This is a genomic window from Sulfitobacter sp. HI0129, from assembly GCF_001635395.1.
Classification (GTDB): Bacteria; Pseudomonadota; Alphaproteobacteria; order Rhodobacterales; family Rhodobacteraceae; genus Sulfitobacter.
Map to the genome: position 1 here is coordinate 1 of NZ_LWGH01000265.1, position 21,009 is coordinate 21,009.

The 21,009-nt window shown below is 64.6% G+C and carries 20 protein-coding genes and 1 pseudogene; 9 read left to right on the forward strand and 12 right to left on the reverse strand.

The features are described from left to right. The 3 genes and pseudogenes from A3764_RS05330 to A3764_RS23925 form a co-directional block, all read right to left on the reverse strand. Positions 1-516 (reverse strand): metal ABC transporter permease (locus A3764_RS05330; protein ID WP_150122080.1); only part of this gene is annotated, 516 nt, incomplete at its 3' end. Continuing rightward, complete coding sequence (locus tag A3764_RS05335; protein ID WP_067921531.1) at positions 513-1,316, reverse strand: metal ABC transporter ATP-binding protein; 804 nt, start codon at positions 1,314-1,316, stop codon at positions 513-515. The genes A3764_RS05335 and A3764_RS05330, both read right to left, overlap by 4 nt. Further along, positions 1,313-2,246 (reverse strand): annotated as a pseudogene (locus A3764_RS23925) (metal ABC transporter solute-binding protein, Zn/Mn family). Before A3764_RS23925 ends, A3764_RS05335 begins: the two are co-directional and overlap by 4 nt. 228 nt (positions 2,247-2,474) lie before the next feature. Between A3764_RS23925 and deoC the strand changes: the two are divergent. Then, complete coding sequence (gene deoC / locus A3764_RS05340; protein WP_067921533.1) at positions 2,475-3,488, forward strand: deoxyribose-phosphate aldolase; 1,014 nt, start codon at positions 2,475-2,477, stop codon at positions 3,486-3,488. Positions 3,489-3,536: 48 nt separating this feature from the next. Beyond that, complete coding sequence (locus A3764_RS05345; protein WP_067921534.1) at positions 3,537-5,879, forward strand: aldehyde dehydrogenase family protein; 2,343 nt, start codon at positions 3,537-3,539, stop codon at positions 5,877-5,879. A gap of 42 nt (positions 5,880-5,921) precedes the next feature. On the opposite strand, the gene A3764_RS05350 is transcribed toward A3764_RS05345, so the two are convergent. The 6 genes from A3764_RS05350 to A3764_RS05375 all read right to left on the reverse strand — a co-directional run bounded on the left by A3764_RS05350 (position 5,922) and on the right by A3764_RS05375 (position 13,116). Beyond that, positions 5,922-7,238, reverse strand: coding sequence for a M16 family metallopeptidase (locus tag A3764_RS05350; RefSeq protein ID WP_067921535.1), 1,317 nt, complete (start codon positions 7,236-7,238; stop codon positions 5,922-5,924). After that, positions 7,235-8,581, reverse strand: a complete 1,347-nt coding sequence (locus A3764_RS05355) for a M16 family metallopeptidase (RefSeq protein ID WP_067921536.1) — start codon at positions 8,579-8,581, stop codon at positions 7,235-7,237. Before A3764_RS05355 ends, A3764_RS05350 begins: the two co-directional genes overlap by 4 nt. A 111-nt stretch (positions 8,582-8,692) precedes the next feature. After that, positions 8,693-9,199: a DUF3035 domain-containing protein gene (locus tag A3764_RS05360; protein ID WP_067921537.1), complete on the reverse strand. Its 507-nt coding sequence runs from the start codon at positions 9,197-9,199 to the stop codon at positions 8,693-8,695. Between the two features lie 51 nt (positions 9,200-9,250). Further along, positions 9,251-9,754, reverse strand: coding sequence for a signal peptidase II (gene lspA, locus A3764_RS05365; RefSeq protein ID WP_067921538.1), 504 nt, complete (start codon positions 9,752-9,754; stop codon positions 9,251-9,253). Positions 9,755-9,764: 10 nt separating this feature from the next. After that, on the reverse strand, positions 9,765-11,351 hold the full coding sequence (purH, locus tag A3764_RS05370) for a bifunctional phosphoribosylaminoimidazolecarboxamide formyltransferase/IMP cyclohydrolase (protein WP_067921539.1): 1,587 nt from the start codon (positions 11,349-11,351) through the stop codon (positions 9,765-9,767). Between the two features lie 16 nt (positions 11,352-11,367). Beyond that, positions 11,368-13,116 (reverse strand): heparinase II/III family protein, encoded by a 1,749-nt coding sequence (locus tag A3764_RS05375; RefSeq protein ID WP_067921540.1) that lies wholly within the window; start codon positions 13,114-13,116, stop codon positions 11,368-11,370. Between the two features lie 130 nt (positions 13,117-13,246). Between A3764_RS05375 and A3764_RS05380 the strand changes: the two genes are divergently transcribed. Further along, complete coding sequence (locus A3764_RS05380; protein ID WP_067921546.1) at positions 13,247-13,996, forward strand: phosphate/phosphite/phosphonate ABC transporter substrate-binding protein; 750 nt, start codon at positions 13,247-13,249, stop codon at positions 13,994-13,996. A gap of 4 nt (positions 13,997-14,000) precedes the next feature. On the opposite strand, the gene A3764_RS05385 is transcribed toward A3764_RS05380, so the two are convergent. Next, on the reverse strand, positions 14,001-15,272 hold the full coding sequence (locus A3764_RS05385) for an RsmB/NOP family class I SAM-dependent RNA methyltransferase (protein ID WP_067921541.1): 1,272 nt from the start codon (positions 15,270-15,272) through the stop codon (positions 14,001-14,003). A 245-nt stretch (positions 15,273-15,517) separates the two neighbouring features. Here A3764_RS05385 and A3764_RS26325 point away from each other — a divergent pair, with 245 nt between their 5' ends. Further along, positions 15,518-15,694, forward strand: a complete 177-nt coding sequence (locus tag A3764_RS26325) for a DUF1674 domain-containing protein (protein ID WP_067921548.1) — start codon at positions 15,518-15,520, stop codon at positions 15,692-15,694. Between the two features lie 27 nt (positions 15,695-15,721). Here the strand turns inward: A3764_RS26325 and A3764_RS05395 are convergent, their stop codons facing one another. Beyond that, a complete protein-coding gene (locus tag A3764_RS05395) occupies positions 15,722-16,075 on the reverse strand; it encodes a dihydrodipicolinate reductase (protein WP_067921542.1) in 354 nt (117 codons plus the stop codon). Between the two features lie 108 nt (positions 16,076-16,183). Next, positions 16,184-16,999 carry a 4-hydroxy-tetrahydrodipicolinate reductase gene (dapB, locus tag A3764_RS05400; protein ID WP_067921543.1) on the reverse strand — a complete coding sequence of 272 codons (816 nt, stop codon included), beginning with the start codon at positions 16,997-16,999 and terminating at the stop codon, positions 16,184-16,186. A gap of 84 nt (positions 17,000-17,083) precedes the next feature. Here dapB and rbfA point away from each other — a divergent pair, with 84 nt between their 5' ends. From rbfA to A3764_RS05425, 5 genes are all read left to right on the forward strand, one after another. Then, complete coding sequence (gene rbfA, locus A3764_RS05405) at positions 17,084-17,539, forward strand: 30S ribosome-binding factor RbfA (RefSeq protein ID WP_082850861.1); 456 nt, start codon at positions 17,084-17,086, stop codon at positions 17,537-17,539. Continuing rightward, positions 17,539-18,279, forward strand: coding sequence for a phosphodiester glycosidase family protein (locus A3764_RS05410; RefSeq protein ID WP_443069018.1), 741 nt, complete (start codon positions 17,539-17,541; stop codon positions 18,277-18,279). The genes rbfA and A3764_RS05410 overlap by 1 nt, the downstream gene beginning before the upstream one ends. A 90-nt stretch (positions 18,280-18,369) precedes the next feature. Then, positions 18,370-19,278 carry a tRNA pseudouridine(55) synthase TruB gene (gene truB / locus A3764_RS05415; protein WP_067919447.1) on the forward strand — a complete coding sequence of 303 codons (909 nt, stop codon included), beginning with the start codon at positions 18,370-18,372 and terminating at the stop codon, positions 19,276-19,278. Between the two features lie 16 nt (positions 19,279-19,294). Beyond that, on the forward strand, positions 19,295-19,807 hold the full coding sequence (locus tag A3764_RS05420) for a DUF1643 domain-containing protein (protein WP_067919446.1): 513 nt from the start codon (positions 19,295-19,297) through the stop codon (positions 19,805-19,807). Positions 19,808-19,934: 127 nt separating this feature from the next. Further along, positions 19,935-20,885: a calcium-binding protein gene (locus A3764_RS05425; protein WP_067919444.1), complete on the forward strand. Its 951-nt coding sequence runs from the start codon at positions 19,935-19,937 to the stop codon at positions 20,883-20,885. Positions 20,886-21,009 lie beyond the last annotated feature (124 nt).

The following is a 21,009-nucleotide window of genomic DNA, read 5'->3' on the forward strand; positions in this document are numbered from 1 at the left end:
TGTCAGCGGTCTGCGCAGCACCAGTACCAGAACGAGGGTGAGAGCCGCCGAAATCGCGATGATGAATGCCTCGCTTCGCAACATTCCGGCGGTGGCCCCCAGCAGAAAGCTTTCCAGCCCCGCCTGACGGCCCGTGTTCATCGTCTGGATGATCGTCAGCAGCACGATACCGAAGCCAAAAAAGACCGAAAGCACCGACCCGATCGCCGCATCCTCTGCCAGCCGGGTGCGCGTGGAAAGCCAGGAAACTATAAGCAAACCAGCAGCGGCTGACAGGGCGGCCCCCGCCAGAAGCCCGGTCAGGCTGCGCCCGTCCCCGCCCAGCGCCACCATCACCATGAAGGCAAGCGCGACCCCCGGAAGGGTCGCATGGGAAATCGCATCGCTGACCAGAGCGCGCTTGCGCAGGAACAGGAATGTCCCCCCGACGCCGCCCGCCATGCCCAACAGGGTCGCGCCGATGGTCACCAGCGTCGCATTGTACCCCAGTTGCAGGCTCAGCGCGTCGAATATCATGGCAATCGCAGCGCATCCATCTGCGCATCCGCCAGCCGCCCGCCGTAGGCGGCCTGCAAAGTATCGGCGGTGAACGCCTCTTTCACAGGGCCCTCGGCGATCTTGCGATTGTTGATGAGGAACACATGGTCGAAATAATCGGTCACGGTGGACAGGTCGTGGTGCACGGCGACCACGGTACGCCCCATGTTGCGCAGCTGCTTCAGAACGGTGATGATCGCCTTCTCGGTCGCCGCGTCCACACCGGCAAAGGGTTCATCCAGCAGGTAGAGTTCGGCATCCTGCGCCAGCGCCCGGGCAAGGAACACCCGCTGTTGCTGCCCGCCAGAAAGCTGACCGATCTGGCGCTGGGCAAAATCCTCCATCCCGACGCGACGCAGGCAATCCTCGGCCTTGGCGCGGTGGCGTGCCTTCACGCGGCCCAAAAGACCGAGTTCGCCGTATAGCCCCATCAATACCACATCGATCACCCGGGTCGGGAAATCCCAATCGACGCTGGCCCGCTGGGGCACATAGGCGATCCGGTGCCTTTGCCGGGCGAGAGGCGCGCCATAAACACTCACCGTTCCGGCAAGGGGTTTCAGGATACCCAGAGAGGCCTTCAACAAGGTTGATTTGCCGGCACCGTTCGGCCCGATGATCGCGGTCATGGCGCCGGGTTTCACTGTCATGTCCACGGAGAATACCGCCGGTTTCTGCCCGTAGGACACGGTCAGCCCACGAATGGCCAGCGGACTGTCCGCGCCCGTGGTCCGGGTGACGGGCGAAACCCCGTCGCTGGTGGCGAGTTCGAGGTTCACGCCCGTTCCACCATGGTCAGCAGGCCCGACATGCCGCCATCGGGGACCTCCGCCCCAAGCGCCGAGGCGATGGTTGTCACGTTGTGATCGATCATGCCGATGTATGTGCCTTCGTAGGTATCGGGGGGGGCCCATGGCATCACTGAACAGCGCGCCGCCGATGCGGACATCATGCCCCCTCGCCGCCGCGCCCTCGATCAGAGCACGCATGTTCCGGTCGGAAACCGATGTCTCGACGAAGACCGCACCGATGCGGCGGTCTACCAGCACATCGACAAGCTCCCCGATCCGGTTCAGCCCCGCCTCGCTTTCGGTCGAGATGCCCTGAATACCGATCACCTCGAACCCGAAGGCCCGCCCGAAATAGCTGAAGGCGTCATGGGCCGTGACCAGAACACGCTGATCCTGTTGCACATCCGCCAGGGTCTGGCGCGCATAGTCCGCCAGTTCGGCCAATTCGGCGCGATAGGCTTCGGCGTTCGCCCGAAACAGCGCCTCGTTCTCGGGCCGGGCGCGGACAAGCGCCTCCGCGACCTCGCTCACCACGTCCGCCCAGAGCGTCGGGTCCATCCAGACGTGCGGGTCGAAGCGGCCCTCGTAATCGGGATGGCTGACGAGAACATCGCGCGGCAACGCCTCTGCCACCGCCTCGACCGCGCGGCGGCGGGACAGGTCTTCGAAGAACCGCTCCATCTGCGCTTCGAGATAGAGCCCGTGCCACAATACCAGATCGGCGCGCGTCAGGGCGACGATATCGCTGCGGGTCTGCCGGTAGCCGTGGGGGTCCACCCCCGACCCCATCAACCCCCGCACAGTGACGGCATCGCCGCCGATCCGGCGGGCTGCATCTGCGATCATGCCTGTGGTCGCAACCACGTTGAGCGGTTCGGCGGCGCGCGACATGCGCGGGGCCGCGAGTGAGAGCGACATCGCGCCCAAGCCTGCGATGAAACTGCGGCGGGCCACGGGGCGAGCCTGCGAGAAGTACGGGAACTGGGTTTTGTATGTCATGCGGCGAATATGAGATCGATTCGCAACTAAGTCAATCAAGTTGCGAATGATTCTCAAAAATGGCAGGATACCCCTGCTGCATAGGCGCTTGCCAAGCAACCTGCTGCCATGCAACTTAACCGGTCTGACGGACCGGAGGCTCCCATCATGGCGACCGAACTCACCGAAACTGCGCCGCGCAGCGCTGCCACCCAGGATTCGCAGCTGCCGCAGCTGGCCGAACCCAGAAATCCCGGCATGGATCTGGATATGGACTGGGTCCGCGCGGTGCAGGCCAATACCTCGGCCATTGAACGGCGGGCAGCTACCCTGCCCGCGCGGCGTTCGGTCAAGAAGGCCCATCAGGCCGCGTGGCTGCTTCGCGCGGTGACCTGTATCGATCTGACGACCCTGTCTGGCGACGACACCGCCTGCCGGGTGGAGCGGCTTTGCGCCAAGGCAAAGCAACCGGTTGCACAGCATATTCTGGACGCGCTCGACATGCCCGCGATCACGACCGGCGCGGTCTGCGTTTACCACGAGATGATCGCCCCGGCCCGCGCGGCGCTCGAAGGCACGTCCATCCCCATCGCCGCGGTCAGCACGGGCTTTCCTGCAGGCCTTTCGCCGCTGGATCTGCGCATCGCCGAGATTGAGCGCAGCGTGGAGGCGGGCGCGGCGGAGATCGACATCGTGATCTCGCGGCGGCATGTCCTGTCGGGCAACTGGCAAGCGCTCTACGATGAAATGCGCGCCTTCCGCGCCGCCTGCGGCGAAGCGCATGTGAAGGCGATCCTTGCGACCGGCGAACTGGGCAGCCTGCGCAACGTGGCGCGCGCCAGCCTCGTCTGCATGATGGCGGGTGCGGATTTCATCAAGACATCGACCGGCAAGGAAAGCGTGAACGCGACCCTGCCCGTCAGCCTTACGATGATCCGCGCCATTCGCGACTATCATGCGCGCACGGGGGTTCGGGTGGGCTACAAGCCCGCGGGCGGAATTTCAAAGGCCAAGGACGCGATCACCTATCTGGCCCTGATGAAAGAGGAACTGGGCGACCGCTGGACGCGCCCCGACCTTTTCCGCTTTGGCGCATCTTCGCTCCTGAACGACATCGAGCGGCAGTTGGAGCATCATGTGAGCGGCAGATATTCGGCAGGCTACCGCCATGCCATCAGCTGATCCGCCCGGGACAGGTGTGGATTTGAGTATTTAAGAAAGGGTGAAGGGATGAAGGTGTCCGAAATCTTCGAAACGATGGACTATGGCCCCGCCCCGGAATCGGCGGCGGAGGCCTTGGCGTGGCTGGTCGACCAGGGGGGGCGGTTCGGGCATTTCATCGATGGTGCCTTCACCACGCCCGGGGCCGGTTTCGACAGCCGCAACCCTGCCACCGGCGAAGTGCTCGCCGGGCTGACGCAGGCCACGCAGGATGACGTGGATGCCGCCGTGAAGGCCGCGCGCAAGGCACAGCCCAAGTGGGAGAAACTGGGCGGGCACGGCCGCGCCCGCTATATCTATGCGCTGACGCGTCTGTTGCAGAAACACGCCCGACTTTTCGCCGTGCTGGAGACGCTGGATAACGGCAAACCCATTCGGGAATCCCGCGATATCGATATTCCGCTGGCGCAGCGCCATTTCTATTACCACGCGGGCATGGCTCAGCTGATGGAAAGCGAGTTGCCCGATGCCGAACCGCTTGGTGTCTGTGGCCAGATCATTCCGTGGAATTTCCCGCTGCTGATGCTGGCGTGGAAAATCGCGCCGGCGCTTGCGATGGGCAATACGGTCGTGCTGAAGCCTGCCGAATATACCTCGCTCACGGCGCTGCTGTTTGCCGATATCTGCCGGCAGGCCGGGCTGCCCAAGGGCGTGGTCAATATCGTGACCGGCGACGGTGCGGTGGGCGAGATGATCGTGACGTCGGACGTGGACAAGATCGCCTTTACCGGCTCCACCGCCGTGGGCCGCCGCATCCGGCAGATGACAGCAGGATCAGGCAAGGCGCTCAGCCTCGAGCTGGGGGGGAAATCCCCCTATATCGTGTTCGACGATGCGGATCTGGACAGCGCGGTCGAAGGGCTGGTCGATGCGATCTGGTTCAATCAGGGGCAGGTCTGCTGTGCGGGCTCGCGGTTGCTGGTGCATGAGCCCGTGGCCGACAGGTTCTACGACAAGCTGCGCGCGCGGATGGACCGGCTGCGCATGGGAAACCCGCTGGACAAGTCCATCGACGTGGGCACGCTGGTCGATCCGGCGCAGCATCGCCGGGTTTCCGAAATGGTCGCCGCCAGCGATGCGGGTGAGCGGCATGTCGCGAAGATCGACGTGCCGGAAAACGGATGTTTCTATCCGCCCACGCTGATCACCGGAATGAACCCCGCCGATCCCCTGATGCAGGAAGAGATCTTTGGCCCCGTCGTCGTGTCCTGCACCTTCCGCACCCCGGAAGAAGCGGTGCAGCTTGCCAACAACACGGCCTACGGCCTCGCCGCGACGGTCTGGTCGGAAAACGTGAACCTCGCGCTCGACATTGCGCCAAAGCTGGCGGCGGGGATCGTCTGGATCAACGGAACCAACCTGATGGACGCGGCTGCCGGATTTGGCGGGGTCCGTGAAAGCGGCTTTGGCCGCGAAGGCGGCTGGGAAGGGCTGTCAGGCTACACCCGCCCCCGTGGTAATGCGAAGAAACTGCCGACGGTCGAGGCATTCTCGGGTGACGGGGCGCCCTCCGACCCCATCGACCGTACCGCGAAGCTCTATATCGGGGGCAAGCAGGCGCGTCCCGACAGCGGCTATTCGGCCCCCGTCTGGGGCAAGGGCGGGGCATTGCTGGGCCATGTGAGCCAGGCCAACCGCAAGGATGTGCGCAACGCGGTCGAAGCGGCACATGCGGCAAAGGCATGGTCCCGAACCACGGGCCACTTGCGGGCGCAAATCCTCTATTACGTGGCCGAAAACCTATCGACCCGGGCCGAAGAATTCGCCGGGCGCCTCGACGCCATGGTAGGGGGTAAATCGGGCCGGGATGAGGTGGAGACGGCGATCCGCCGCCTCTTCACCTATGCCGCATGGGCGGACAAATACGACGGGCAGGTCCACGGCGTGCCGATCCGTGGTGTCGCGCTGGCCATGAAGGAACCCGTGGGCGTCATCGGGGCGCTTTGCCCTGCCGAGGCACCGTTGCTGGGCCTCGTCTCCTGCATGGCACCAGCCATCGCCATGGGCAACCGGGTGATCCTCTCGGCGAGCGACCCCTTCCCGCTTGCGGCCACAGATTTCATGCAGGTTCTCGAAACTTCGGACATTCCGGGCGGCGTGGTGAATATCCTCACCGGGCCGCAAGTGGATCTGGCGGAAACGCTCGCCGGTCACATGGATGTCGATGCTGTCTGGTCGTTTGGCGCGGCGGAACTGAGCGGTATCGTGGAGGCCGCCTCTGCCAGCAACATCAAACGGACATGGGTCAACAACGGCATGGCGCGGGACTGGAACGGACCAGCCGGTGAGGGCCGGGAATTTCTGCAGGCCGCGACCGAGGTCAAGAACGTCTGGGTGCCCTACGGGGAGTGAGCCGCCTGCGCGCGGCAGCCAATGGCACCGCGCGCAGCATTTTCAGCGAGAGGTGGTGTCTTCCAGCCCCTCGGGCTGGCCGACTACCACGAATTGCAGGCCTTCGGGCTGCAGCAGTTCACCGGCGACGCGCTTCACATCCTCAAGGGTAACGGCTTCGACCTTGTCATTGCGCGTCGCGATATAGTCGATCGGCAGACCGAGCAGTTGCATCCCGACGAGGATCGAAGCGATCTGGCCGTTACCTTCGAACCGGAGGGGGTAGGCCCCGGTAATATAGGTCTTGGCGTCCTTCAGTTCCGCTTCGGTGACGCCTTCCTCGGCCGCCTTGCGCCATTCCTCCCGGATCACCTCGATCGCCTCTGCGATGCGGTCATTGGCGGAGGAAACCGAGCCCATGACGGTCTCCGACAGGTCTTTCGCCACGAGGGACGAATAGACGCCATAGGTAAGGCCGCGCTTTTCGCGCACCTCGTTCATCAGCCGGCTTTCGAAGGACCCGCCGCCCAGGACCTGGTTGAGCACGAGGGCGGCGAAGAAATCGGGATCGTCCTGCCGGATGCCCGAATGGCCGAAGAGCGCGACCGACTGCGGGGTCGGAAAGTCGATGATCTTCACGCCCCCGGGGATGTCGAGTTCGGCGACCGGGGGCATGGGCGCGCCTTCCTCAGGCAGGCGTGACAGCAGTTCGTCGAGCAATTTACTCAGTTCTTCGGGGGTGATGTCCCCCACTGCGCCGACGGTGATGCGGTCCCGTGCGATCACGGCGTCATGCGCTTGCAGCAGATCCTCGCGGGTCAGGGCCGTCACGCTTTCCTGCGTGCCGTTCAGAGACGTCGCATAGGGATGGTCACCAAAGGCAAGCGCGTCAAAGGCCCGGCCCGCAATATCGTTGGGATCCTTCAGGTTGGACTGAATGTTGGACAGCACCTGTCCGCGCACCCGCTCGATCGCATCGGCATCGAACCGGGGTTCCTGCAGCGCGGCCTTGAGCAATTGAACGGTCTCGTCGCGGTTTTCCGTCAGGAACCGGGCCGAGACGGAAAGCGCATCGTCATCCACGCTGAACCCGAGGCTCGACGCCAGAGATTCCTGCGCCCGGGCAAAGGCGCGCGCATCCATGTCCGCCGCGCCCTCTTCCAGCAGAGAGGTCATCAGGTTGATCGCCCCCCGTTTTTCGGGCGCATCCAGAGAGGCCCCGCCACGAAACCGCAGTTCGAGCGCCACGAAGGGGATCGAATGGTCTTCCACCAGCCAGGCGGTGATGCCCCCCGGGCTGGTTACTTCCTGAATATCGACATCGGCCCGCAGCGGCAGGGCGGCAAAAAGGCTGAGAACCAGCGCATAGATCAGCTTCACGACGCGTCTCCTTCGTCTTTCATGAGCCAGCCGGTGACGGCGGCCTTGCGGTCGAGCACTTCGCGGGCGGCGGCCATGATGTCGTCCTCGGTTACGGCCTCAAGCACATCGGGCCATGATTGCACATCCTCGACCGTCAGCCCCGTCGTCAGCGCGCTGCCGTACCGCTGCGCGACCGATCCCGCGTCATCGCGTTCATAGATTTGCTGTGCGCGCACCTGCAGCTTGATCCGTTCGAGTTGGTCGGGGTCCACACCCTCTTCCATGAAAGAGGCAAGTGCTGCGTCCATCGCATCCTCGGCTTCCTGCAGGCTGACTCCTTCGGCGGGCACCACCACGAGGTTGAACGTTGTGTCGTCCAGCGCGGTGCCCCGGTAAAAGGCCGCGACGTAGGTGGCGACCTGCGTGTCGAACTGCAGCTTCTCCGCCAGATAGGAGGTCGTGCCGCCACCAAGAATTTCAGCGAGGATCGTCAGCGCGGCGGCTTTCTCCTGCGCGCCGGAATCCCGTTCGGGCGCAAGGTAGGAACGGCTGACATAGGGCTGCGCCACGCGGGGATCACTGTAGGTGAGGCGGCGTTCGGCGCGATGCGGGGGCTCTTCGGTGCGCAGGCGTTCGGGCAGTGCGGGGTTGGCGGGGATGGCACCGTAATATTTCTCCGCCAGCTGGCGCACCTCTTCGGCTTCGACATCGCCGGATACCACCAGAATGGCGTTGTTCGGCGAATAATATAGGTCGTAGAAACCGATCGCGTCCTCAAGGTCCAACTCCTCCATCTCGTGCATCCAGCCGATGACGGGCGTGCCGTACCGATGGTTGAGGTATTGCGCCGCGTTCAGCTGTTCGTTGAACAGTGCGCCGGGGCTGTTCTCGGTACGCTGGTTGCGCTCCTCGATGATCACGTCCCGCTCGGTCTCGATGTTTCCCGGCGTGATGCGAATGTTCTTCATCCGGTCGCTTTCCATCTGCATCATCAGTTCGAGACGGTCGGCAGCGACGCGCTGGAAATAGGCGGTGTAATCGTAGCTGGTAAAGGCGTTGTCCCGCCCGCCGTTGCGGGCCACCGTCGCCGAAAATTCCCCGGCCTCCATCTTGTCGGTCGCCTTGAAGAGAAGATGCTCAAGAAAGTGTGCGACCCCGGAAGACCCCTTCGGCTCATCCGCGGATCCGGCTTTGTACCAGACCATCTGCTGCACGACCGGGGCGCGGTGATCTTCGATCACGACGACCTCCATGCCGTTGTCGAGGGTGAAATGGCTGACGTTCTCGTCCGCGAGGGCCGAATGCGCGAAGATCGTGAAAGCAAGGGAAATCAGGGCCGCGGGTATCGGCAGGCGTCGCATGGCGTATCCTTCGAGAATGATCTGCTACTGCGCAACCTACGCCGGGGCGCGGAACGATCAAGGTACCTTACGCAATTGTAATCCGGCGGTAACGACCGACGGCGGCAGGGATCACTGCGCCGCAGGCGGTGCGGAAGGGGTACGGGCCCCGGCCCGGCGCCAGCGTGCCAATGCGCGATCGGCGTCCAACGCCTGCGCGCTGTAGGCTTGGTTGTAGCGATCGACCGGAACGATGCGGAACTGCGTGAAGCGCGCCTTGCGACGGCGGAAATCCGCATCTGCAGCTGCCAGCGTTTGCCTGATCGCCGGGGCAACCCCCATGCGGCCCGCATAGCGTACCAGCGCCCCATCGGCGGCAGGGACCGGCCCGCCTGCGGCTTCCGGCGTACCGCCGAAGGCCACGATGCCTTCCTGCAGGGCCGAACGATCCGTCAGGTTGGCCTGCCCCGGGGTCGGGACCGGCAGCGCGGTAAAGCTGTCCGGCACCTGCAGGGGTTTAACCGGAGAGATCATGAATTCGTCCGGTCCCGTGCCGGTAGACCGAATATCCCGCAGGCCCGTGTTCGAACAGGCGGCCAGCACCAGCGGACCGAGCAGCAGGAGGGCAAGACGACGCATCTGATAACTCCTAAATCTTAACCGATCCATAACGCAGGCCGGGCCGCGATGTCACTGGCCTTTTTGAGACGGCTTGCGCGGGCGGGCGCTCTTGCCGCCCTGATCCGCTTCCTTGGTGAAGAAGATCAGGCCGATCGCCCCGGCGAAAATGAACACATCGGCGATGTTATAAACGAAGGGATTGTCGATACCGCAGCAGGTGGTGTTGAGAAAATCCAGCACGTAGCCATAGATCAGCCGGTCAACCACGTTGGCCAGCGCCCCGCCCACGAGCAGCCCGGCGCTCATCTGCGCCCAGATGCCCTGTGGTCGCCGCATGATCCAGATGGTGACAGCCAGACAGATGACAATGGCCAGCGCGATGAGCGCCCATTGGCTCATGTCGCCGCCCAGACCGAAGTTGATGCCCCGGTTCTCCCCGTAGCGAAAGTTCACCAGCGGGGGGAAGACGTCGATGGCGCGCACCCGGGCGAGGTCCATGGCATGGATCACGACGTATTTGCTGAACTGGTCCACGAGAAAGGCGATGATGGCCGCCCAGAAGAAACCGCGCATGTCGAACCTCCTAATGTCTGAAGTGGCGCATGCCGGTAAAGACCATGGCGAGCCCGGCTTCGTCCGCGGCGGCGATCACCTCATCGTCGCGCATGGAACCGCCCGGCTGGATCAGCGCGGTGGCACCGGCTTCCGCCGCCGTTACCAGCCCGTCCGCGAAGGGGAAAAACGCATCCGACGCCACGACCGAACCGCGCGTCAGCGGGGTGTCGAGGCCCGTGGCCTCTGCCATGTCCTGTGCTTTGCGGGCGGCGATGCGGGTGCTGTCCACCCGGCTCATTTGTCCCGCGCCCACCCCTACGGTGGCTCCGTCCTTCACGTAGATGATGGCGTTCGACTTCACGTGTTTTGCCACGATCCACGCGAATAGCAGATCGTCGAGTTCCCGGTCCGAGGGGCTGCGCTTCGTCACCACCTTGAGATCCTCGCGATGGATACGCCCGATGTCCTTGTCCTGCACCAGCATACCGCCGCTGACCTGCCGATAGGTCGTCATCGGGGCATCGACCGGGGCGAGACCCTCGGTCGTCAGCAGACGCAGGTTCTTCTTTGCGGCAAAGATGTCCAACGCCTCCTGCGTGGCACCGGGCGCGATCACAACCTCGGTAAAGATCGAAGCGATCGCTTCTGCCGTGGGGCCGTCCAACGGCTGGTTCAGCGCGATGATCCCGCCAAAGGCACTGGTGCGGTCACAGTCGAACGCCCGTTCGTAGGCCTCCCGCAGGGTGGCACCGCGCGCAACGCCGCAGGGGTTGGCATGTTTGATGATCGCGCATGCCGGGCCTTCGGACGGATCGAATTCGCTCACCAGTTCAAAGGCCGCGTCGGTGTCGTTGATGTTGTTGTAGGACAGTTCCTTGCCCTGATGCTGCCGTGCCGTGGCGACGCCGGGACGGTCGCTGCCGTCGGTGTAGAAGGCCGCTGACTGATGCGGGTTCTCGCCATAGCGCAACGTCTGCCTGAGCGTGCCGGTAAAGCTCCGGCGGCGGGGCGTTTCCTTGGTCTGCTCCGACATCCAGCTGCTCACGGCGGTATCGTAGGCGGCGGTGCGGGCATAGGCCGTCTGTGCCAACCGCTGGCGCAGCGCATAGCCGGTCGCACCGTCGTTGGCCTTCATCTCTTCCAGCACCGCGGCGTAGTCTTCGACGTCCACAACGACATTGACGAAGCCATGGTTTTTCGCGGCGGAACGGATCATGGCAGGCCCGCCAATGTCGATGTTTTCGATCACTTCGGCATAGGGCGCGCCCTTGGCGACCGTTTCCTCGAACGGGTAGAGGTTCACCACCACGAGATCGATCGCCCCGATGCCATGGGTCTGCATGGCGGCCACGTGGTCTTCGTTGTCACGCAGGGCAAGCAGCCCGCCGTGCACCGCCGGATGCAGCGTCTTGACCCGGCCATCCATCATCTCCGGGAAGCCCGTCACGTCGGCCACATCGCGTACTTCGAGCCCGGCGTCGCGCAGCGCCTTCGCCGTGCCCCCGGTGGACAGCAGTTCCACCCCGTGCTCCGCCAATGCGCGGCCAAACTCCACGAGGCCGGTCTTGTCGGATACGGATAGCAGGGCGCGTTTTACGGCAACGAGATCGGGCATCGGGTATGTCTCCGGGTCAGTCTTCTTGCAGGTGAGGATCGTTCATGGACAGATCCCGCACGCCAATCGCAGTTTCCTGCGCCTTCGACAAGGACCAGCGGACCCGCTTCACCGTGGAAAGCGTCCTGCCCGACAGCACGATCTGCTGGGCGGCCCGGGGTTTCAGCCGCGTCGTTTCGAGATAGACGCCCGGTTCCAGTGACAGGCTTTGCTGACCGTCATGCCGGAAAATCCAGACCTCACCGCTCTTGAGCGCCATGGAGATCGCGTTCCCCCCCATGTCGAGCGTGGCGTCCACGTCAGGGTGCAGATGAAAGCGTATCTCGAACCGGATACCCGCCAGCCGCGTGGCATCGAGCGACTTGTCGAACCGCCGCTTTTCGGATTCCTTCAACGCCAGAAGCATGTCTTCACCCGCGACGGCACGCCCGTCGAGCGTAAGTTCGAGCGTGCGCGCGTGGGTCAGCCCATGCGTGGCCACGTAACCGTCATGTCCGCCCTGAAACCGCAGGCCGTCCCCCACGTGGTCGATTTCGACGGGCACATGGCTCGGGCCATCGATCAGCGCCTCGTGCCCGGTATCGGGATCGGGGTCTGCAAGCCGCGCGCTGGAATACCCCCCGAGCGAGAGCGCGGAATGGGACGGCGTCGCACGCCCCGCGCGCCGCCAGTCCAGTCCGAAGGATCCGCCCGACCCGCAATTCACGATCAGGGGGCGCCGCCCGGAGGTGAGTTCGAACGCCAGCGTGGAGGCATGGGCATTGCCGGAGGCGGCCCCTTTCGGGGGTGCCGCGGCATCCACGATGATGCTGGTCCGGCCTGCGGAAAGGCGCGCATATCCCATCGACAACCCGTCGGACCGGGCCGGCTTCACGCGGGAGGCAGCCAACGCGTGGTCAAGCCAGCCTTCTGCCCCGCGACCGCCGCCATGAAACCGCGCGAGCGATCCGTCCGAATGCCGCAAGCTGCGCAGGGTAGGCGTAATCCGGGCGATTGCCGCCAGATGCGCCTTCGGCACCCCGCGCCCTGCGTCGGCCAGCGCTGCCGCCGCCCAGGTGAGCAGGGTAAACACCGCCAGAAGCTCTTCGGGATTGCGGGTCGGCAATCCGCCGTTCTTGTCGATCTGCACCGTACATTCTCGCGCCAGCGCGCGAATGGCAGGTTCGGCGAGGTCTTCCTGCCCTTCCAACGTCAGCCCGGCGTATATCAACCCGGTAAGCGCCTCGAACCGGGGCAGGCCGGGGGCCGCGCCGTGCCAGCGCCGGGCAAGGAATTGCGTCTGCTGAACGAGCGACCGATAGAACGCCCTGCTTTCTTCCTTTTCCTGTCCGCGCAGCACGAAAATCGCGTGGTTGATCCAGCGGATCAGCCGCCGGCCCGTCAGATCAGGCGTCCAGCCCGGGCCACGGCCCCGACCATAGGTGTCGATCCACGCCCAGAGCCATTTCTGCGCGGTCGCCCGCGCCGTGGTGTCACCCACAGCCGCCAGATCGTCGAGCCAGGCGAAACCATGCAATTCCGCAGAAAAGGCCGCATCGGGCGGTTTGACCTGCCACGGCGTGCCCTCTGTGCCTTCAACCAGCGTACCGGCAAAAAGGTAGTTCCCCGCCATCAATTGCCGCCCGCGGGCAAAGGATCCGATCGTCCTCGGTTCAGGGGAGGAGACAAAGCCCGTGACTTCGGCCCGGGTGCGCGTGGCGCGCCACGCGTGCCAGCGGTTCAGAAATCGTGCCTTGCGCGCCTTCAGGCGGGTGGTATTGAACATGATCGCTGCCCTCGGAACGCTCTTCGGCGCTTCATGGCAGCATAGCCCCGCCGCCGGGGCAAGTCACCGCAATAAACCCAAAGGCGGGATTATGCGCGGGATCGGCCCGTATGACCGGAAAGAAACGCCCATGATCGCCAGCATGATGATGTATCTGCGACCCGAGACGGAAGCGGCCTATGCGCGGTACTGGGCGCTGATCCGGGCGGGCCTGTCGCAGCGGGGGATTGACGCGCCGGAAAACCTGTCGAACGATCTGCCGCCTTTCGTTGTCTGGCGGGACCCGGGGCTCGTGCTCAGCCAGACCTGCGGCATGCCCTACCGGATGCTGCTGAAAAACGACGTCACGCTCGTCGGAACACCGGATTTCGGGGTCGAAGGCTGCCCGCCCGGTTATTACCGCAGCGTTCTAATCGTGCGACAGGACGACCCGCGCGGAAGCCTCACCGACTATTCTGAGGCCCGTTTCGCCTATAATGAAACCGGGTCGCAATCAGGCTACGCCGCCCCTTACGCGCATTGCCTGCCCTCAGGCTTCTGGTTCGAGAACCGGGTCCAAAGCCGCGGCCACCGACTGTCTGCCCGAATGGTCGCGGAGGGGGAGGCCGACATCGCATCGCTCGACGCGGTCACATGGCGCGACATCGAGCGTTACGACGATTTCGCAAAGAATCTGCGCGTACTGGACCTGACCGAGCCGACGCCCGGACTGCCCTATATCGCGGGCCCGGATGCGGATGGCGAGGCGATATTCGCGGCTGTCTCCGACGCTATTGCCGGCCTATCCCCGACGGACAGGCAAGTCCTCGGTCTGCGAGATCTGGTGCGGATCCCGGCGCGGGATTACCTTTCCGTCACGTCGCCGCCCCCGGGGGCCTGAGCGGTCACGCACGCTTGTGCAGACAAGCGATATAGAAACCATCCATCCCGCCGATGTCCGCCCAGTAATCAGGGCGCAGCCGCAGGCCGCCCTCCGCCGTGATCCATTCGGGCGATACCCCCGGCAGGTCCAGCGCGCTGCGGTCTACCACCATATCGGGGTGGCGTTCGAGTGCCTCGTCCACCTGCACCTCACCTTCGTCCGGCAGCAGGGAGCAGGTGCAGAACACGAGGCGTCCGCCGGGTTTTACCAGCGACCACGCGTGATCCAGCAACTCCCCCTGCAGGGCGATCAACTCCCCGAACTCGGAACCATCCTTGGCGTGGGGCAGATCCGGGTGGCGGCGTATGGTGCCCGTCGCGGAGCAGGGAGCATCGAGCAGAACCGCATCGTAGCTCCCGCCGATCTGGCGCGCATCGGCGGTTTTCACTTTCGCAGGCAGGTGCACCCGGGCAAGATTTTCCTTCAAACGGGCCACGCGAGGGGCGGAAGCGTCCACCGCGGTGACCTGCGCGCCTGCCGCAGCAAGCTGCATCGTCTTCCCGCCGGGCGCTGCACAGAGGTCCAGCACGTCCTCACCCTTGCGGGGGGCCAGTACCTGAACCGGCAGGGCGGCGGCCGCGTCCTGAATCCACCAGTCTCCGGTGGCGAAACCCGGCATGGCAGAAACTTGCCCCGCCTCGGGCATACGCAGCGTCCCGGTCGGCAGCAGTTGCGCCCCCAAGGTCGTGGATATCGCCGCCGCCTCGCCCCGTGGGGTGATATCCAAAGGTGCGCCCGCGAAATGCGCCGCTTCCATTGCCTGCATTGCCTGCGCGCCCCATGCATCCACCAGTGGACCACGCAGCCATTTGGGCAGACGTGGCGGGCGCAGTGCGGTCCAAGCCTCCGGCCCGGCCGCGGCGACCTTGCGCAGGACGGCGTTGGTCAACCCTTTGAGGTGCCCGTAGCGGCGATGTGCCGAAACGATGCTGACCATCGCATTCACGACTCCATGGGCCGCTCCGCCCTGACAAAGTTCCACGGTGCCCAGCCGCAGCGCGTTGCGCACCGTGAGGGGGGGATATTTCGACAGATGCTGCTGGAGCAGCCTATCGGCCCGCTCCAACCCGCGCAGGGTATCGTTCGCCAGCCGCTGGGCGCGGGCGCGGTCCTCCGGCGGGAGGCGGTCCAACGCGCCCCCGGCGAGCAGTTCCGACATCAGGCGGCCTTCGCCCAACACCTGATCGAGCAGATATACGGCGGCCTTGCGCGCCGGGAGTCCGGTATCTGACATGGATCGCCTTCTTTCTGTCGGGGCGCCGGTTCGGCGGGTTGTCTGGCTCAGGCGGCGACGTATATCAATCCCGTAACCAGTGCAAAAGGACCGTCATGCCAGACCCTCGCCCCGCACCGCAGCCCAACCCGGACCTGCCGCCCAACCCAAAACCGGCACCGAAGCCCATCCCGGATACGCCCAACGGGCCAAATCCGGCACCCTCGCCGGATCTGCCCGCGAATCCGCAGCCCAGCCCGAAACCGATTCCGCAGGGAAAGTCGGCGCTGCCGCCCGAAGCGCAACGCGCCCTTGCGGAAGCCGAGGCGCGCCGGGCTGCGGCCCGCCCGCTTGACCTGCCGCCTGAACTGGGCGGTCGGGACGGGCCTGAACCCATCCGTTACGGGGATTGGGAGAAAAAAGGTATCGCTGTCGATTTCTGACAGCACCCCGCGCGGGCGTTCGCTGATCTAGCGCAGCCGGAAATCGGCGGAATCGCCCTTGCCCTGGTCGGAGGTGAACCGCAGGCTCTGCCCGTCGAAGCGGACTTCCTGACAGTTATAGCCATAGTCTTCACCACCCCAGAAGAGCGTTCGGCAGAAATATCCGTCCTTCCATTGCCAGTCGCCCGACACTTTCCATGCAGCGCCGGTTCCGGCGATCTGGCCTGTCGGCAGCACCCGCAACTTCACGAATGGACGGGTGAGGGTCTTGTCTTTCACGACCTGCAGGAAAGCGGCTTCGTCATCGATTTTCGCGAATTCCGCCCATGCCGGGGCCGACAGCGCGATCAGGGCGCTCAAGGTCAGGGACAAAACTTTCATCTTTCGAATCCTCGAAACTGCGAAATACTGGTAGATACACGGGCCAAACCCCGCCCGGGTTTCACCTTTTCGAGACAGATAAAGATCACAAAGTTTTCGCAGGTCCCCTCAATCCTTCAGGCCCAGTACATCCAGCATGTCGTATTGGCCGGGTTTGCGCCCCTGCCCCCAGAGTGCCGCCTTGATCGCGCCGCGCGCGAAAACGGCCCTGTCGGAGGCGACGTGGCGCAGAATGATCCGCTCGCCCTCGGCAGCGAAAAGCACATCATGCTCGCCCACGATATCGCCGCCGCGAATGGCGGTGAAACCGATATCGCCCCGGCGTCGCGGGCCGGTCATACCGTCGCGCCCCCTGTCGGAGACCTCGGATAGCGACACCCCCCGCCCGTCGGCGGCGGCCTCGCCCAGCATCAAGGCGGTCCCCGATGGTGCATCCACCTTCTGATTGTGGTGCGATTCGATGATTTCGATGTCAAAATCCGAATCCAGCGCCGCTGCGACCTTCTTCGTAAGCTGGGTGAGCAGATTGACCCCGAGCGACATGTTGCCCGCCCGTACGATCACCGCATGCCGCGCGGCGGGTTCAAGCGCCGCGATCTGTTCATCCGTCATGCCGGTGGTGCCGATGACATGGACCGCCCGCGCCTGCGCCGCGATGGCCGCGAATTCCAAAGTGGCCGCCGGGGCGGTGAAATCGATGACAGCCTGCGCCGGGGCGATCGCCTCCAACGGATCGTCGGTCACCGTCACCCCCAGTGGGGCGCGGCCCATCGCTTCGCCCACGTCCCGACCGATCCAGTCATGGCCGGGGCGTTCCACGGCACCGACGAGCTTCAACCGATCGCCGTTTGCGACCTGTTCGATCAGCATCCGCCCCATGCGCCCGGAGGCGCCCGTGATGGTCACGCCTGGTGTCTCGATCATCTGCCTGCTCCTTCTGTGCCTACCGCAGGTTTAGACCGCCGCGCGCGGCTTGGCAAAGCCCGGAGGACAACCTAGATGTGTGCCATGGCAAAGAACAAGTTCCACGACGGCCCCGGCCCTTCCCAGCGGCAGCTTCGGGTAGGCGAAACCATCCGGCGGGCCCTTTCCGAAGTACTGGCGCGCGGCGACGTGCATGACCCTGATCTGAACAGGATGTCGATCACCGTGGGTGAGGTACGCGCCTCCCCCGATTTGAAGATCGCGACAGCCTATGTGCTGCCTCTTGGCGGCGAAGGCCAGGAAGAGGTGCTGAAACTTCTCGCCCGCAACAAGGGCGAATTGCGCCGCATGGTTTCAAAGAAACTGACGCTGAAGTTCGCCCCGGACCTGCGCTTCCAGCTCGACAAGACCTTTGACCAGATGGACGAAACGCGGCGGATGCTGTCACAGGAGACCGTGCGCCGCGATGCGGCAGCCCCGGATGAACCCGCCGAGGATGATGCCGCCGATACCGCCTTCGGCGGGACGGGGGGTTCGTGATCCGCTGGTTCTGGGCCGCGGCGCTGGCGTCGTTGTTCGGTGCGGGGGCGACAAGCGCCTCTGCCGGCTCCTGTCGGCAGGAAAGCTATGAAGGTAACCGCTATACGGTTTGCGAGGTCGACCCTGCGCGCGAGGAAATGCGCCTGTTCTTGAACGATGCGCAGGGGCAGACCTACGGCTATTTCCGCAACGTGGACTCGGCGCTGCGGCAGAAGGGCAAATCGCTTGGATTCGCCATGAATGCGGGCATGTATCACGAAGATCGCGCGCCCGTCGGCTATTACGTCGAAGACGGCAATCTGGTGAAGGATGTCGTTTCCGCCGCCGGGCCGGGCAACTTCGGGCTGCTGCCGAACGGCATATTCTGCATCCGCGAAGGCCGCGCCGACGTGATGGAGACCAAGGCGTTCCTGCGCAGCAAACCCGATTGCGTCCATGCCACGCAATCGGGGCCGATGCTCGTCATTGACGGGGCGCTGCACCCACGCTTCCTGCGGGACAGCGATTCCCGCTACATCCGGAATGGCGTGGGCACGTCGAAGGATGGCACGCGCGTGGTTTTCGTCATCTCGGAAAATCCGGTGAACTTTCACAGCTTCGGAAGCTATTTCCGGGACCGGCTGCAACTGCCGAACGCGCTTTACTTCGATGGCAACGTCTCGCGCCTGCGCGCGCCCGCGCTGGGCCGGGACGATGCGGGCTTTGCCCCGCTCGGGCCGATCATCGGCGTGGTCGAATAGCACTTTTTCGCTTTTCGCCGCTTTCTTCGGGGTGGGCATGCAGGCAGCCCTTGTGTAGAGACCCCCGCGCAAGCAAGGAGAACGCAGGCGATGGGACGCGCACGCAAGGGCAGAGACATCTCGGGTTGGCTGATCGTGGACAAACCCGCCGGGCCAACCTCCACCGCCGTGGTCAACAAGGTGCGGTGGGCGCTGAACGCCAAGAAGGCGGGCCATGCCGGCACGCTGGACCCGGATGCCACCGGCGTTCTGGCCGTGGCACTTGGCGAAGCCACCAAGACCGTTCCCTACATCACCGATGCGCTTAAAGCCTACGAGTTCACCGTTCGCCTCGGTATCGCGACCAATACGGACGATGCCGAAGGCGAGGTCATCGCCCAATCCGATCTGCGCCCCGATGATACGTCGATCAAGGACGCTCTGGGGTCTTTCGTGGGCGATATCGAACAGGTTCCGCCGCAGTTTTCCGCGGTGAAGGTAGATGGCCAGCGGGCCTACAAACTGGCCCGCGACGGGGAAGAGATGGAACTGGCCGCGCGCCCGCTCTGGGTGGAGAGCCTGTTGCTCATCGATCGGCCCGATCCTGATCACGTCACACTGGAAATGGTCTGCGGAAAGGGCGGCTATGTCCGGTCCATCGCGCGGGATCTGGGCCAGAAACTGGGCTGTCTGGGCCATGTGCGCGAATTGCGCCGCGTCTGGTCCGGCCCCTTTCAGGCGCGCGATGGCCTCACCCTCGACAGAGTAGAGGAGCTGGCCCGGACGCCTGAATTGGATGCCCATCTGCTTCCCCTGGCCACCGGGCTGAACGAACTGCCGGAAGCCAAGGCGACCGCAGAGGGGGCCACCAAACTGCGCAACGGCAATCCCGGCATGGTGCTCAACGCAGCCGGAATCGAATATGGCGACGAATGCTGGGTCTCCTACGATGGGACCCCGGTCGCCGTAGGCCGCTACAAGGCAGGAGAGGTCCACCCTTCACGGGTTTTCAACCTTTGACCCCTGGAACGGGCGCATGCTGATCCGCGAACACGAAGAGGCTGGCACATATTCGCAGGTGGTCTATTCCGACTGCGAATCCTACCGCTACAGCCTGACCCGGGAATGGGACAGAGGCGCCCGGCGGGTCATGTTCGTGATGCTCAATCCATCCAAGGCGGACGAGATCGCCAACGATCCGACGGTCGAGCGCTGCGAACGCAGGGCGCGTGCCCTTGGCTTCGGCGCCTTCCGTGTCACCAACATCTTCGCCTGGCGCGACACCGATCCGCGTGCGATGCGGGCCGCCGCAGCGCCGGTGGGGCCGGCCAATGACGACATGCTGCGCGACGGTGCGCTCTGGGCGGACCAGATCATCGCGGCATGGGGCGCGCATGGCGCGCACCGCGACCGCGGGCGAAAGGCGCTGGCCCTGTTGCGCAGTTGTGGCGGCCCGCTCTTTCACCTCGGCCTCACGAAGGAAGGACACCCCCGCCACCCGCTGTATATCGCCTATGCGCAGAAACCCCTGCGTTGGCACGCCGACTAGCAGGGCGCTCGCCCCGTACAGTCTGTTAACCTTCGCACCCGATCGGCTTTGACCCGTGCCGCGGCTTCGTGGTTCCTTTGCCGCCTGTCGCACGCCGCGGGGTGTGCCGGGAAACAGGAACGATGCGATGTTGTGGCTGGCAGGAGTGATGGGCTTGATGGCGGTAGGCGCCGTCGCCTTGGTCGAGATTGAACCGGGCTCCGAGGCGGAGGAGGAGGACGACCGCGAGAATGACGTCCCCCTCCGCCCCGTCGGCGAAATCCTGACCGGCAGCGATGGGGCCGATGTGCTGACCGGACAGGCGGGCAATGACCAGATCGGCGGCGGCGAAGGAGCGGATTCGCTCCACGGCGCAGAGGGCGATGACAGTCTTTACGGCGGCAGCGGGGACGACCTGCTTGACGGCGACGAGGGCGCGGATGTTCTGCACGGGGAAGACGGCGAAGACGCTTTGAAAGGTGACGCCGGATCCGACTTCATTGCCGGCCACAACGGCAACGACCTGCTCTGGGGCGGTTCCGAAGACGACCAGCTGATCGGCTCCGCAGGCGACGATAGGCTCTTCGGAGAGGCAGGCGACGATGCGCTCATCGGGGGTTTGGGTGATGACACACTGACAGGCGGCGCGGGGCAAGACAGTCTTTTCGGCGGTTGGGGTAACGACAAGCTCGTCGGTACGCTGCCCCCCTTCACGGTCGGCGATTACCTGAACGGGGGCGGCGGCGATGATGCGATCCTCGCGGGGGACGGCGATATCGTCACCACGGGCGACGGATTCGATACGGTCATACTGGGCCATTGGAACGGGGAGGCTCAGGGCACCGAGATCATCGATTTCAACCGGGCCGAGGATCGGCTGCTCTATGTCTGGGACGATGCCGATTCAGGCGCCGTCCCCCCCGAACTGAGGATCGAGGAGGACGAGCATGCCGCGGAGGCGCGTATCTACGCCGATGACCGGCTGGTGGCGCGGATCACCGGGGATCACGATCTGGGCCCGCCGGACCTTGCACTGATGCCGCGTTCATCCGCCGCCGCGGTGAGCATCCTTCCGGGTGATGCAGATCGCGTTCAATAACCCTTTGCCAAGCCCGCCGATCTTTCCTATACGCCCACATCTCCGGTCGAATCCTTGGCCGGTGACCTCCACGGGCCTGAGCTGGACGACATCCCGGCCTGCGCCATTCATCAACCCTTTGCAA

Excerpts from the sequence above, each read along its gene's own strand:
- A3764_RS05345 (WP_067921534.1), top strand. The coding sequence starts at position 3,537 with ATGAAGGTGTCCGAAATCTTCGAAACGATGGACTATGGCCCCGCCCCG.
- deoC (WP_067921533.1), top strand. The coding sequence starts at position 2,475 with ATGGCGACCGAACTCACCGAAACTGCGCCGCGCAGCGCTGCCACCCAG.
- A3764_RS05425 (WP_067919444.1), top strand. The coding sequence starts at position 19,935 with ATGTTGTGGCTGGCAGGAGTGATGGGCTTGATGGCGGTAGGCGCCGTC.
- A3764_RS05375 (WP_067921540.1), bottom strand. The coding sequence starts at position 13,116 with ATGTTCAATACCACCCGCCTGAAGGCGCGCAAGGCACGATTTCTGAAC.
- A3764_RS05355 (WP_067921536.1), bottom strand. The coding sequence starts at position 8,581 with ATGCGACGCCTGCCGATACCCGCGGCCCTGATTTCCCTTGCTTTCACG.
- rbfA (WP_082850861.1), top strand. The coding sequence starts at position 17,084 with ATGGCAAAGAACAAGTTCCACGACGGCCCCGGCCCTTCCCAGCGGCAG.
- A3764_RS05385 (WP_067921541.1), bottom strand. The coding sequence starts at position 15,272 with ATGTCAGATACCGGACTCCCGGCGCGCAAGGCCGCCGTATATCTGCTC.
- dapB (WP_067921543.1), bottom strand. The coding sequence starts at position 16,999 with ATGATCGAGACACCAGGCGTGACCATCACGGGCGCCTCCGGGCGCATG.
- A3764_RS05360 (WP_067921537.1), bottom strand. The coding sequence starts at position 9,199 with ATGCGTCGTCTTGCCCTCCTGCTGCTCGGTCCGCTGGTGCTGGCCGCC.
- lspA (WP_067921538.1), bottom strand. The coding sequence starts at position 9,754 with ATGCGCGGTTTCTTCTGGGCGGCCATCATCGCCTTTCTCGTGGACCAG.
- A3764_RS05395 (WP_067921542.1), bottom strand. The coding sequence starts at position 16,075 with ATGAAAGTTTTGTCCCTGACCTTGAGCGCCCTGATCGCGCTGTCGGCC.
- A3764_RS05420 (WP_067919446.1), top strand. The coding sequence starts at position 19,295 with ATGCTGATCCGCGAACACGAAGAGGCTGGCACATATTCGCAGGTGGTC.
- purH (WP_067921539.1), bottom strand. The coding sequence starts at position 11,351 with ATGCCCGATCTCGTTGCCGTAAAACGCGCCCTGCTATCCGTATCCGAC.
- A3764_RS05380 (WP_067921546.1), top strand. The coding sequence starts at position 13,247 with ATGATCGCCAGCATGATGATGTATCTGCGACCCGAGACGGAAGCGGCC.
- truB (WP_067919447.1), top strand. The coding sequence starts at position 18,370 with ATGGGACGCGCACGCAAGGGCAGAGACATCTCGGGTTGGCTGATCGTG.